Raw genomic sequence first — 12,210 nt, forward strand, 5'->3', positions numbered from 1 at the left:
CGGCGTTGGATGGACCGCTGTGCCTGCGGTGGTGCGTCGCCGCTCCCGGTCCCTGGCCGCGCTCAGCGCGCCCCGTCGTGGTCCGCCGCGGCCCGCGCCAGGGCCATGGCCCAGAAGCGCGACAGCGCCCGCGTCGGCTGCTTGTGCCGGTGCAGCACCAGGTGACATTGCCGCCGCAGCGGCGGCAGCGCGGTCTGCAGCGCCACGAGCCGGCCGGCGGCCAGCGCCTCCTGCACCACCCAGCGCGAGAGGCAGGCCACGCCCAGCCCTTCCACCGCCGCCTGCTGAATCGCCTCGGAACTGCCCATTTCCAGGCTGCGCGCATGCGCGCCCAGGTGCGGCAGCAGCAGCTGGTCGGTCACCTCGCGGGTGCCGGAGCCGGGCTCGCGCAGCAGCCACAGCGACTCGCGCAGGCGGCGCGTGGGCACGCGCGCTGCATTGTTCGCGGTGCCGAAGGTGCCGGGCGCGGCGACCAGCACCATCTCGTCCTGAAGCCAGGGCGTGCTGGCCAGGGCGGGCAGGCGGTTGGGACCTTCGATCAGGCCCACGTCCAGCTCGAAGGCGGCCACCGCCTCGCAGATGGCCTCGGTGTTGCCGATGCGCACGCGCGCCTGCCAGCCGGCCGGCGCGGCCTGCAGCTGCGCCCCCAGAAAGTCGCGCAGCAGCGCCGGCAGAACATGGTTGCCCAGCGTGGTGCTGGCGCCGATGCGCAGCGCCAGCGCGTCGGCGTCGCCGCCGTCGTGGGCCAGGCGCTCGATGTCGGCCGCGGCGTCCAGCAGCGCCAGGGCGCGCGGCAGCACGCGGCGGCCATCGTCGTTGAGCACCAGGCGCTTGCCGTTGCGGTCGAACAGGCGCAGCCCCAGCAGGCGTTCCAGCTCGTTCAGGGCCGAGCTGGTGGCCGACTGCGACAGCGCGATGGCCTGGGCCGCCGCTGCGGTGCTGCCCGCCTGGGCAACGGCGGCAAAGACGCGCATCTGACGCAGGGTGAGGTGGGGCATGTCCATGGGCGGGGATCTCCATCGAGCGATCCAGTCGCTCGATCCTAGCCAGATTACCCGTTGGACGGGTCGAAGGCCGGTGCCTAGAGTCGATGCCATTCCCACTGACACAGCGGCTTGCCATGAACACCGAGGTCCATCCCCATCCTGCATACGCCTTGCCGGCCGCAGCGCCGGTGTCCTGGGGCGCGCGCCATCTGCCCGGTCTGGCCCTGGCCGGACTGCTGGCCGCCGGGGGCATGGTGCTGGGGCAGATCCCGGCGCTGGCGCACAGCGGTCTGAGCGCGCTCACGCTGGCCATCGTGCTGGGCATGGTCGCCGGCAACGGGGTGCCGGCGCACTGGCATGCCCGGCCCGGGCCGGGCATCGGCATGGCCAAGCAGCAATTGCTGCGGCTGGGCGTGGTGCTCTACGGCCTGCGCCTGACGGTGCAGGACATCGGCCACGTCGGCCTGGCGGGCGTGCTGGTCGACGCGCTGATGCTGGCTTCCACCTTCGGCATCGCCTGCTGGGTGGGCCTGCGCTGGCTGCGCATGGAGCGCGAGACGGTGATGCTGATCGGCGCCGGCAGCGCGATCTGCGGCGCTGCCGCCGTGATGGCGACGGAGCCGGTGGTGCGCGGCCGCCCCGCGCAGGTGACGGTGGCCGTGGCCACGGTGGTGGTCTTCGGCACGCTGGCCATCTTCACGTACCCGGCGCTGTATGCGCTCAACCAGCACTGGGCACTGGTGCCCGGGGGCCAGCACGGCTTCGGCCTCTACGCGGGCGCCACCATCCACGAGGTGGCGCAGGTGGTGGCCGCCGCGCGCGGCATCGGCCCCGAGGCGGCCGACACGGCGGTCATCGCGAAGATGGTGCGCGTGATGATGCTGGCGCCCTTCCTGCTGATGCTTGCCGCCTGGCTGGGCCGGCGGCCCGAAACCCGCCATGCGGGACACGGCGCGAAGCCCGGCGACTGCACGGCCCCCGCCGCACGCCTGGCCGTGCCCTGGTTCGCCTTCGGCTTCGTGGCGGTGGTGCTGCTCAATTCGCTGCACTGGTTGCCGGCCGAGGCCGTGCAGGCGGCCAACGCGCTGGACAACCTGCTGCTCGCCATGGCGATGGGCGCCCTGGGCTTCAGCACGCGGCTGGGCGCCATCCGGCAGGCCGGTCCCCGGCCGCTGCTGCTCGCCGCCGTGCTGGCCCTCTGGCTGGTGGTGGGCGGGGCGGTCATCAGCCGGCTGGTGCTGGGCAGCTGATCCGGTTCGCGGCAGGCGCACCGGCTGCGCCGCGTAGCGCAGGCGACGACGGCTCGTCCGCCGGGCGGGCACACTGGGCGCGGGCTTCGGCATGAAAGCCCGCCGCTCGCCGGGCACGGCCTTCCGGCGGCGGAACGCCAACAACCAGGAGACACGTATGACCCTCCCTTCCTCCCTTCGAATGTCTGCCCTTTGCCTCGCGGCGCTGGGTGGCGCCGCCCAGGCGCAGAACGCCGGCAGCTTCCGCGATTCCGCCCAGTCGGCTTCGCGCTACGCCGAGGCCAGCCTCGCCGCCACCGGCGACTGTGCGCGGCTCGGCCAGCAGGTGACCTCGGTCGAGGGCACGCGGCTGACCGTGCTCAGCGCCACCGTCACGCCGGCCGCGCAGGGCGTGCCGGACTTCTGCCGCATCGTCGCCATGCTCGACCCTGAGGTGCTGGTCGAGGTGGCGCTGCCCCTGCGCTGGAACGGGCGGCTCTACATGCGCGGCAACGGCGGCTATGCCGGCGAGCGCATCGATGCACCCAGCCGCGTGGCCCTGCGCGACGAGGCGCTCAAGCGCGGCTTCGTCGCCGCGCAGACCAACACCGGCCACGATGCCATCGCGCAGCCGCTGGGCAGCTTCGCGCAGAACGACCTGGCCAAGCTGGTCGACTACAGCTTTCGCGCCGTGCACCTGACGGCGCAGGCGTCCAAGGACTTGGCCGCCGCCTTCTACGGACGCAAGCCCGCCAAGTCGTATTTCGACGGCTGCTCCACCGGCGGGCGGCAGGGCCTGATGTCGGCGCAGCGCTATCCGGCCGACTTCGACGGCATCGCCGCGGGTGCGCCGGTGCTCAACTTCACTGGCACGATGTACGACTACGTGTCGTACGCGCCGCTGATCGCCAAGGCCGGCTTCACCGGCGCGCAGCTGTCGCAGATCGGCCGCGCCATCATGGCCAAGTGCGATGCGGTGGACGGCCTGAAGGATGGCGTGATCACCGACCCGCGCCGCTGCGTCATCGACCCAAGGGCGGACTTCCCGGGCCTGAGCGAGGCGCAGGTCGCCGCGCTGGAGGCGGTGCACCGGGACATGCAGCACAAGGGCCAGAGCGTGTTCCCGGCCTGGCCCTGGGGCTCGGAGGCGCCCGACGCCAGAGGCACCAGCGGCTGGGCGGAATGGTTCGTCTCCATGCCGCAGGCCCCGGCCGCGACCTCGGGCGCGCAGGCCCTGCCGCCTGGCGAGACCCGCCAGAGCGCCTATGCCCAGACCTTCCTGCGCTACTTCGCCGACCAACCGGCGAGCCGGCCCGATGCCGACTGGCGCAGCTTCGACCTGGACCAGGGCTTCCGGTCCACCGGGTTCATCAGCACGCTGGTCGATGCGCGCAACCCCGACCTGAGCGCCTTTGCGGCCCGCGGCGGCAAGATGATCACCTACCACGGCTGGGCCGATCCGGCCCTCAATCCGATGATGAGCGTGGGCTACCACGAGGAGGCGGCGCGCGCCACCCCCAAGCTGGACGACAGCTACCGCGTGTTCATGGTGCCCGGCATGCAGCACTGCGGCGGCGGTGACGCCCCGAACGTGCTCGATGCCGTCACTGCCGTGATCGACTGGACCGAGACGGGCCGCGCGCCGGCCGCGCTGCTGGCCACCCAGCGCCGAACCGACGGCAGCGAGCGCAGCCGGCCGGTGTGCGCCTTTCCGCAAGTCGCGCAGTACCTGGGCGGCGATGTGGACAAGGCGGCCAGCTTCGCCTGCCGGTGAGCGTTGGCCAGGGCGCCGCCGATCAGCAGCAGCGCCCCTTGCCCCCGCCGTAGCGCGCCTCCAGCCGTTCGCGGAAGAACTCCTCGTAGCTCATCGGTGCGCGGTCCGGATGGGTCTGCGCCATGTGCGACAGGTAGGTGTCGTAGTCGGGCAGGCCCACCATCAGCCGCAGCGACTGGCGCACCGAGCGGGCGATATAGCGCCCGGTCTCGGGCAGGGTGGCGAGGCTCACCATGGCGCGCACGTGCCGGTCAATGGGCGCCGGCCGCACGCGCGCCCGCGGCCATCGGCTCGTAGGGCGTCTCGTGCACCGTCGGCCGGTTGGCCGCGCGGGCCGACAGGCAGGCGCGCACGGTGTAGACCAGCACGCTCAGCACCACGAACATGAAAAGGGCGCACAGCCCCGCGTCCAGCCGGTCGTTGAACACGATGCGGGCCATGGCCTCGGGCGTCTTGGCGGGCGCGACCAGCACGCCGTTGGCCAGGCCCTCGGTGTAGCGCGCCGCGTGGGCCAGGAAGCCCACCTTGGGGTCGGACGAGAAGATCTTCTGCCAGCCGGCCGTCAGCGTGCAGGCCAGCAGCCACACCGCCGGCGCCGCCGCCACCCAGGCATAGCGCTCGCGCTTCATGCGGAACAGCACGACCACGCCCAGCATCAGCGCCACGGCGGCCAGCATCTGGTTGGAGATGCCGAACAGCGGCCACAGGGTGTTGATGCCGCCCAGCGGATCGACCACGCCCTGGTACAGGAAGTAGCCCCAGGCCGCCACCGTCAGCGCGGTGGCCAGCAGGTTGGCCGGCAGCGAGTCGGTGCGCTTGAGCGCGGGCACGAAGCTGCCCAGCAGGTCCTGCAGCATGAAGCGGCCGGCGCGCGTGCCGGCGTCCACCGCCGTCAGAATGAACAGCGCCTCGAACAGGATCGCGAAGTGGTACCAGAAGGCCATCATGGCCTGGCCGCCGATCACCTGGTGCAGGATGTGCGCCATGCCCACGGCCAGCGTGGGCGCGCCGCCCGCACGGCCCAGGATGGTGTGCTCGCCCACGTCCCGGGCGGTCTGCGCCAGCATGTCGGGCGTGACCACGAAGCCCCAGCCGGAGATGGTGGCCGCCGCTTGCTGGGCGGTGCTGCCCACCAGTGCGGCGGGGCTGTTCATGGCGAAGTAGATACCCGGCTCGATGCAAGAGGCCGCCACCAGCGCCATCACCGCGACGAAGGACTCGGCCAGCATGCCGCCGTAGCCGATGAAGCGCGCATGGCGCTCGTTGTCCAGCATCTTGGGCGTGGTGCCCGAGGAGATCAGGGCATGGAAACCCGACACCGCGCCGCAGGCGATGGTGATGAACAGGAAGGGGAACATCGAGCCCGACCACACCGGGCCGTTGCCATTGGCGAACTGCGTGAGCGCGGGCATCTGCAGCTGCGGCATCACGATCACGATGCCGATGGCCAGCGCCACGATGGTGCCGATCTTGAGGAAGGTCGACAGGTAGTCGCGCGGTGCCAGCAGCAGCCACACCGGCAGGCTGGCGGCCACGAAGCCGTAGCCGATCAGCATCCAGGTCAGGGCCTTGCCGTCGAAGGTGAACATCGCGGCCCAGGTGGCGTTCTCGCTCACCGCCTGGCCGCCGAAGATGGCGGCCATCAGCAGCACGAAGCCGATGGCCGACACCTCGCCGATGCGGCCCGGGCGGATGTAGCGCAGGTACAGGCCCATGAACACCGCCACCGGCACCGTGGCCGCGACCGTGAAGGTGCCCCAGGGCGATTCGGCCAGCGCCTTCACCACGATCAGGGCCAGCACCGCCAGGATGATGATCATGATCATGAAGGTGCCGAAGAGGGCGATCATGCCGGGCACCGCGCCCATCTCCTGCTTGACCAGGTCGCCCAGCGAGCGGCCGTCGCGGCGGGTGGAGATGAACAGCACGATGAAGTCCTGCACCGCGCCGGCGAACACCACGCCCGCCAGCACCCACAGCAGCCCGGGCAGGTAGCCCATCTGCGCCGCCAGCACCGGGCCCACCAGCGGGCCGGCGCCCGCGATGGCCGCGAAGTGGTGGCCGAACAGCACGTTCTTGTCGGTGGGCACGTAGTCGAGCCCGTCGTTGTGCCGGTGCGCAGGCGTCTTGCGCGAGCCGTCTAGCCCCAGCACCTTGTCGGCGATGAAGAGGCTGTAGTAGCGGTAGGCGATCAGGTAAGTGCAGACGGCGGCGGTCACGACCCACAGGGCGTTGACGCTTTCGCCGCGCGTGAGGGCGACGGTGGCCAGCGCGAAGGCGCCGACGACCGCCACCACGAGCCACACGAGGTGGCGGCGGAGGCTTTGCATGTGCGTTGTCTCTCGAGGGTGAAAACCCATCGAGTGTCGGAAGCGGCGCCGGGCGGCGCATCCGTTGCAGTGCGTGGGAAGTCCGCGAGGGATTGCCTAAGGGACAACCCTGGTGCGCTGTGCGAGGCCTTCAGCGGCCGTCCGGGCCGAACTGCCGCGTGTGCTCCACCGCATAGCGGATCAGCTCCGCCTGCCCCTCGATCCCCAGTCGGCGCTTGATGCTCTGTCGGTGCGCGTCCACCGTGCGCACCGACAGGCCCAGCTCGCGGGCGATCTGCTTGCTGGATTCGCCGCGGCCGATGGCCGAGAGGATCTCGCTCTCGCGCGGGGTGAGCAGCGGCCGTGGCGCCTGGTTGCGGAACAGCTTTTTCGACACCGCCGGGCTCAGGAAGGTGCCGCCGGCCGCCACGGCCTCGATGGCGGCGACGATTTCCGAGGCCGGCGCATCCTTGAGCACGTAGCCCTGCGCGCCGGCCTGCAGCGCGCGCTGCACGTACTCGGGGTTGTCGTACATGCTGAGCATGACGACGTGCGGCGGCGTGGGCCGGGCGAGCAGCAGGGCGGCCAGCTCGATGCCGTTCAGGTCCTTCATGCCGACGTCGACCAGCATCAGGTCCGGCCGCGCGGCATCGACCTGGGCCAGGGCCTCGGCCGCGCTGCCGGCTTCGCCGACGATGCGCAGGCCCGGCAGCGCCTCCAGCCGGGCGCGCAGGCCATCGCGCACCAGCGGATGGTCGTCGACCAGGAACAGGCGCACGGGCGTCTCGGGGTTCATGCGGAGATTTCCTTGAAGGTGCGCGGTAGCTCGGCCGTGACGGTGGTGTGCCCGGGGGCGGACTGCAGGCGCAGCCGTCCGCCGACGGCTTCCATGCGCTCGCGCATGTGGCGCAGGCCCAGGCCGCGGTGCGGGTCGGCCTGCGCGGCCTCGACGTCGAAGCCCAGGCCGTCGTCCTCGACCGTCAGGCGCACGCGGTCGGGGCTGAAGTGCAGGCGCAGGTCGGCGTGGGCCGCGCCAGCGTGCTTCTGGACGTTGGTCAGCGCCTCCTGCGCGATGCGAAAGAGGGCGGTCTTGGCCTCCGCCGGCAGCTCGCCGGCTTCGCCGGTGACCTGCAGCGCGACCGTGGGACCTGCGCCGCCGGCTTCGTCCACCAGGCGCTCCAGCGCGGCGGGAAGGCCCAGGGTGTCGAGCAGCGCGGGCCGCAGGCGGTGCGAGATGTGGCGCACTTCCAGCAGTGCCTCGCCCAGGCGCTGCAGCGCTCGCGTTAGCAGCGGCGGGACGGGTCGGCCCTCGCGCTGCAGACCATCCACCGCCGATTCGACCAGCAGCTTGGCCGACACCAGCGTTTGGCTGGTGCCGTCGTGCAGCTCGCGGGCGAGGTGGGCGCGTTCTTCCTCCTGCGACTGCACCACGCGCCGCGCCAGCTGGCGCAGCTTGGCCTCGGCCACGCGGTGCTCGCTGAGGTTAAGCAGCAGCCCCCCGGCACTCACGGCCGCGAGCGAGAGCATGGCGATGGCGGCGATCCACAGCAGGGTGCCGCTGACGTTGCCGCTGGTCTGCTGGTCCAGCGCGTCGAGCGTGGCCTGGATGTCGTCCAGGTACAGGCCCGTGCCCACCATCCATTGCCATCGGTCCAGCGCCTGCACATAGCCCAGCTTGGGCGCCAGACCGCCTGCCGAGGGCTTGCGCCATTCGTATTCGACGTAGCCGCCGCCGGCCCGCGCGCGGCCGATCAGGTCGCGGATGGTGTAGCGGCCCTGCGAATCGCGCAGGTCCCACAGCGACTGGCCCACCAGCTCGGGCTGGCGCGAATGCATCAGCACGTGGCCCTGCAGGTCGTAGACGAAGAAGTAGCCGTCGTTGCCATAGTCCAGCGTGCCCAGCAGGCGCAGCGCCTCATGCTGTGTGGGTGCGTCGTCGCCGCGCTCGTAGAGCGGGCGGATCACGCTCAGGCCCAGGTCCACGTAGCTGCGCAGCTCGCCGCGGCGCTGGGCCATGTGGCTCTGCTCGATCAGCAGGCGCTCGCGGCGGTGCAGGTCGCGCGACTGGTGCTGCAGGCCGAAGGCGACCAGGCCCAGGGCCGCGAGCAGCGGCAGCACGGCCAGGGCGATGATCTTGGTGCGCAGGGTCATGGGCGGCGGCGGCCGGGCGGCGGGGTGCGGCGCGCCGGGGCTGGATCGGAAGCGTCGGGCCGGTGGCCCGCGCTGCGCGGGCTGGACGGCCGCCGCGGGCCCGCGGGCCGGGACCCAGGGGCACCACCACTGCCCCCGGGGCGTGGCGGTCGGGGCACCGGCGCATCGAGCACCGGCGGCACCTCCAGCGCCTCCCAGGTGCCGGCCGCCAGTCCGTCGAGCACGAAGGGGCCGATGGCGACGCGGATCAGCCGCAGCGTCGGCAGGCCCACCGCCGCCGTCATGCGCCGCACCTGCCGGTTGCGGCCCTCGCGGATGGCCAGCTCGATCCAGTCGGTGGGAATGTTCTTGCGCTCGCGGATGGGGGGCTCGCGGGGCGGCAGCTGCGGCGGTGGATCGAGCCGGCGCGCGCGTGCCGGCAGCGTTGGCCCGTCGTTGAGGACCACACCGTTTCGCAGCTGCGCCAGCGCCTCGTCGGTGCAGATTCCCTCCACCTGCACCCAGTAGGTCTTCTCCATCTTGTGCCGCGGATCGGCGATGCGCGCCTGCAGCGGGCCATCGCTCGTCAACAGGAGCAGCCCCTCGCTGTCGGCGTCGAGCCGGCCGGCCGCATGCACGCCGGGCAGGTCGATGAACTCCTTGAGTCCGCGCCAGCGTCCCTCTGGCGTGAACTGGCTGAGCACGCCGTAGGGTTTGTGGAAGCGGATGAGGCGGGGCGATGGCGCAGTCATGGACGGCGGCGAGCATAGCCCCGCCTTCAAGTCCGGTCGTCGCCATGGCGCAATCGTCCGCAGCCATCCTCGCGACGAAGCGCCTTGAGGCGCCGGGGCGTCAGCTCAAGTCCCGCAGGCGTGCATCCATCAGCGCCGAGAAGCGCGAGAACCACACCGCATTGGCCGGCGATGGATGCGGCAGCGCCGCGAGCGTGATGGGGTGCGTGACGCCGCCGTGCGCGTAGCCGACCTCCAGCGTGCGGGCATAGCGTTCGTCGCCCAGCGCCCAGAAGTCGTCGAGGGCCGTATCCACCGCTGCAGGCTGCCCGATGCCGAACCAGAAGAAGGCCTCCCGGCCCAGCGCGATCACGGTGCGCCGGCCATCGCGGCCTTGCCACAGGTCGATGAGCAGCTCCGCCATCAGCGGCTGGAAGCGCCGCTTGATCGCCATCGACCAGGCCTTGTTGCCCACGGGCTTGTAGGGCGCCGTGTTGAGCCAGAACACGCCTGAGCCGGCGCGGATGGACGCATCGAAGTCCGGCGCCGGCGCGTTGGCTCCGTGCCGCTGCCGATGGAGCGCCGCGCGCACCAGTTGCCCGCCCTTGCCGAGGAAGGGCTGCCCGTGCTGCGCCTCGGTGCGCCCCGGGTCGCGGCCGAAGATGCACAGCGCCGCATCCCGCGGCCCCAGGCCGATGACCGGATCGCGCCAGTCCCGGCCGGCCGATTCGTAGGCCTCGCGGTCGATACCCGGTAAGTCTTCAGCCAACTGCCGGAAGCTGGCGTGCTGGGCCGGCGATAGCGTCGCGTCCGTCATCGTCACGGATCAAGAATCAGCGGGCGAGGGATGCGGCATCGCGCATGGTGCCGCGTCGTCGGCCAGGAATGACGACACGTCGCGCGTGGCACTCGTGTCCCGCGCTGCCGGCAAACCGTCTTCACCAGCAAACGGTGAGCGCTGCATGAATTCAAGCAGCGACTCCCGCGTCGGCGGCGCACGGTCCAAGCCTTGCGCAGAGGCTGCATGTGCCACCGACTTGCCAGGGACCGGCTCTTCGCTCATTTCCCCCAGCTGTCTTTCAACCCGCTCGTACGGTTGAACACCAGCCGCCCCTCGGCCGAGGCCTTGGCGTCGACCACGAAATAGCCCAGGCGCTCGAACTGGTAGTTCGTCTCCGGCGCGGCGCCGGCCAGACCGGCTTCGACGTAACCCTGCACGGTGCTCAGGCTGGCGTCGTTCAGTTCGTCGGCGATGTTGTCGGCGCTGCCGGGCTGCTCGGTCTTGAAGAGGCGCTCGTAGAGGCGGATCTGGGCCGGCACGGCGTCATGGGCACCCACCCAGCCGATCACGCCCTTGACCTTCACGCTGTCGGCACCGGGCGTGCCGCTCTTGGTGTCGGGCAGGACCTCGGCCAGCACCTGGGTCACGCGGCCGTCGGCGTCTTGCTCGAAGCCAGTGCACTGCACCACGTAGCCGTACTTCAGGCGCACCTTGTTGCCTTCGACCGGCTGGCCGGCGGCGTTGGTGTGCGGCGGGAAGAGGCGGCGGTAGCCCTTCTCGGGCACGGCCATGAAGTCCTCGCGCTCGATCCACAGCTCGCGGCCGAAGCGGAAATGCCGGTGGCCCGCAGCCTCGTCATGCGGATTGACCGGGGCGGTGCAGGGCTCCAGATGGCCGGCGCCCATGGCGCTGTCCCAGTTGGTGATCACGAGCTTGAGGGGATCGAGCACGGCCATGGCGCGCGGCGCCACAGGGTCGAGCGCATCGCGCAGCGCGGCTTCGAGCGCGGCGTACTCGGTCCAGGCGCCACCGGACTTGGTGGTGCCGCTGCGCTCGCAGAAGAGCTTGAGCGCCTCGGGCGTGTAGCCGCGGCGGCGCAGGCCGGCCAGCGTGGGCATGCGCGGGTCGTCCCATCCGTCCACATGGCCTTCCTCGACCAGCTGGCGCAGCTTGCGCTTGCTGGTGATGACGTGGGTGACGTTGAGCCGCGCGAATTCGTACTGCCGCGGCGGCGGGGCGGTGAGCAGGCCGCCTTCGATCAGGCGGGCCATCAGCCAGTCGTAGAAGGGGCGCTGGTCCTCGAACTCCAGCGTGCAGATGCTGTGGGTGATCTGCTCCAGCGCGTCCTCGATGGGGTGCGCGAAGGTGTACATCGGGTAGATGCACCACTGGTCGCCCGTGTTGTGGTGCGTGGCGCGGCGGATGCGGTAGAGCGTGGGGTCGCGCAGGTTGATGTTGGGGCTCGCCATGTCGATCTTGGCGCGCAGCACGGCGGCGCCGTCGGGCAGCTCGCCGTTCTTCATCTGGCGCAGGCGGGCGAGGTTCTCTTCCGGGGTGCGGCTGCGGAAGGGGCTGTCGGTGCCGGGCGTGCCGAAGTCGCCGCGGTTGGCGCGCATCTGCTCGGGCGTCTGCTCGTCCACGTAGGCGTGGCCGGCCGTCACCAGGTGCTCGGCCGCGCCGTACATGAAGTCGAAGTAGTTGCTGGCGTAGTAGATGTGGTCCTGCGCGGTGCCGGGCTGCGCGGGCATGTCGGCCAGGGCGGTGGAGTAGCCCATCCACCGGATCGCCTCGCGGATGGAGTCGACGTACTCCTGCTCTTCCTTCTCGGGGTTGGTGTCGTCGAAGCGCAGGTGGCACACGCCGCCGTATTCCTTGGCCAGCTCGAAGTTCAGCCAGATGCTCTTGGCATGGCCGATGTGCAGGTAGCCGTTGGGTTCGGGGGGGAAGCGGGTGCGGATCTTCGCCGGATCGGGCATGCCGGCCTGGTGGTAGGGCCCGTCGCCCGGGCCACCGCCCCAGCGGCGCGAGTCATAGGTGCCCTGTTCCAGGTCGGCTTCGATGACGTGGCGCAGGAAGTTGCTCGGGGCGGCCGGGGCCGCGGACGCGGCAGCCTGCTTGCCGCCGTTGTTCTTGTTGTCGCCGTGCGGGGCAGTGGGAGAAGTCATCGGGGAATTTTATGGGTGGCCCGGCGTCGATGGTTTCGCCGCGCTGCAGCGCAAGTGGCCTCCACGATGCCGGAGGGGTTACGTCTGGCAACCAACGTCACGTTC

At 71.3% G+C, this 12,210-nt stretch carries 9 protein-coding genes and 1 pseudogene; 2 read left to right on the forward strand and 8 right to left on the reverse strand.

The annotated features are described in order from the left end of the window. Positions 1 to 62: 62 nt before the first annotated feature. On the reverse strand, positions 63 to 1,004 hold the full coding sequence (locus ACT54X_RS10055) for a LysR family transcriptional regulator (RefSeq protein ID WP_476346323.1): 942 nt from the start codon (positions 1,002 to 1,004) through the stop codon (positions 63 to 65). A gap of 116 nt (positions 1,005 to 1,120) precedes the next feature. Here ACT54X_RS10055 and ACT54X_RS10060 point away from each other — a divergent pair, with 116 nt between their 5' ends. Beyond that, a complete protein-coding gene (locus ACT54X_RS10060; RefSeq protein WP_476346325.1) occupies positions 1,121 to 2,236 on the forward strand; it encodes a YeiH family protein in 1,116 nt (371 codons plus the stop codon). 181 nt (positions 2,237 to 2,417) lie between these two features. Beyond that, positions 2,418 to 3,989, forward strand: a complete 1,572-nt coding sequence (locus tag ACT54X_RS10065; RefSeq protein ID WP_476346327.1) for a tannase/feruloyl esterase family alpha/beta hydrolase — start codon at positions 2,418 to 2,420, stop codon at positions 3,987 to 3,989. A gap of 22 nt (positions 3,990 to 4,011) precedes the next feature. On the opposite strand, the gene ACT54X_RS10070 is transcribed toward ACT54X_RS10065, so the two are convergent. From ACT54X_RS10070 to ACT54X_RS10100, 7 genes and pseudogenes are all read right to left on the reverse strand, one after another. Then, positions 4,012 to 4,224 (reverse strand): YbdD/YjiX family protein, encoded by a 213-nt coding sequence (locus tag ACT54X_RS10070; RefSeq protein WP_476346328.1) that lies wholly within the window; start codon positions 4,222 to 4,224, stop codon positions 4,012 to 4,014. Between the two features lie 16 nt (positions 4,225 to 4,240). Then, the gene (locus ACT54X_RS10075) at positions 4,241 to 6,319 is read right to left on the reverse strand and encodes a carbon starvation CstA family protein (RefSeq protein WP_476346330.1); all 2,079 of its coding nucleotides are present in this window, start codon (positions 6,317 to 6,319) and stop codon (positions 4,241 to 4,243) included. A gap of 130 nt (positions 6,320 to 6,449) precedes the next feature. Then, complete coding sequence (locus ACT54X_RS10080; protein WP_476346332.1) at positions 6,450 to 7,094, reverse strand: response regulator; 645 nt, start codon at positions 7,092 to 7,094, stop codon at positions 6,450 to 6,452. Beyond that, complete coding sequence (locus ACT54X_RS10085) at positions 7,091 to 8,449, reverse strand: cache domain-containing protein (RefSeq protein WP_476346334.1); 1,359 nt, start codon at positions 8,447 to 8,449, stop codon at positions 7,091 to 7,093. The genes ACT54X_RS10080 and ACT54X_RS10085 overlap by 4 nt, the downstream gene beginning before the upstream one ends. A 182-nt stretch (positions 8,450 to 8,631) precedes the next feature. Further along, a pseudogene (locus tag ACT54X_RS10090) lies at positions 8,632 to 9,180 on the reverse strand (pseudouridine synthase); the annotation flags it as partial. A gap of 100 nt (positions 9,181 to 9,280) precedes the next feature. Beyond that, positions 9,281 to 9,976 carry a uracil-DNA glycosylase family protein gene (locus tag ACT54X_RS10095; protein WP_476346417.1) on the reverse strand — a complete coding sequence of 232 codons (696 nt, stop codon included), beginning with the start codon at positions 9,974 to 9,976 and terminating at the stop codon, positions 9,281 to 9,283. 242 nt (positions 9,977 to 10,218) lie between these two features. Next, positions 10,219 to 12,105, reverse strand: coding sequence for a glutamine--tRNA ligase/YqeY domain fusion protein (locus ACT54X_RS10100; protein ID WP_294367412.1), 1,887 nt, complete (start codon positions 12,103 to 12,105; stop codon positions 10,219 to 10,221). Positions 12,106 to 12,210: the final 105 nt, after the last annotated feature.

It is taken from the genome of Pseudacidovorax sp. DMC4, assembly GCF_056314265.1.

Excerpts from the sequence above, each read along its gene's own strand:
- ACT54X_RS10055 (WP_476346323.1), bottom strand. The coding sequence starts at position 1,004 with ATGGACATGCCCCACCTCACCCTGCGTCAGATGCGCGTCTTTGCCGCC.
- ACT54X_RS10060 (WP_476346325.1), top strand. The coding sequence starts at position 1,121 with ATGAACACCGAGGTCCATCCCCATCCTGCATACGCCTTGCCGGCCGCA.
- ACT54X_RS10065 (WP_476346327.1), top strand. The coding sequence starts at position 2,418 with ATGTCTGCCCTTTGCCTCGCGGCGCTGGGTGGCGCCGCCCAGGCGCAG.
- ACT54X_RS10070 (WP_476346328.1), bottom strand. The coding sequence starts at position 4,224 with ATGGTGAGCCTCGCCACCCTGCCCGAGACCGGGCGCTATATCGCCCGC.
- ACT54X_RS10075 (WP_476346330.1), bottom strand. The coding sequence starts at position 6,319 with ATGCAAAGCCTCCGCCGCCACCTCGTGTGGCTCGTGGTGGCGGTCGTC.
- ACT54X_RS10080 (WP_476346332.1), bottom strand. The coding sequence starts at position 7,094 with ATGAACCCCGAGACGCCCGTGCGCCTGTTCCTGGTCGACGACCATCCG.
- ACT54X_RS10085 (WP_476346334.1), bottom strand. The coding sequence starts at position 8,449 with ATGACCCTGCGCACCAAGATCATCGCCCTGGCCGTGCTGCCGCTGCTC.
- ACT54X_RS10095 (WP_476346417.1), bottom strand. The coding sequence starts at position 9,976 with ATGACGGACGCGACGCTATCGCCGGCCCAGCACGCCAGCTTCCGGCAG.
- ACT54X_RS10100 (WP_294367412.1), bottom strand. The coding sequence starts at position 12,105 with ATGACTTCTCCCACTGCCCCGCACGGCGACAACAAGAACAACGGCGGC.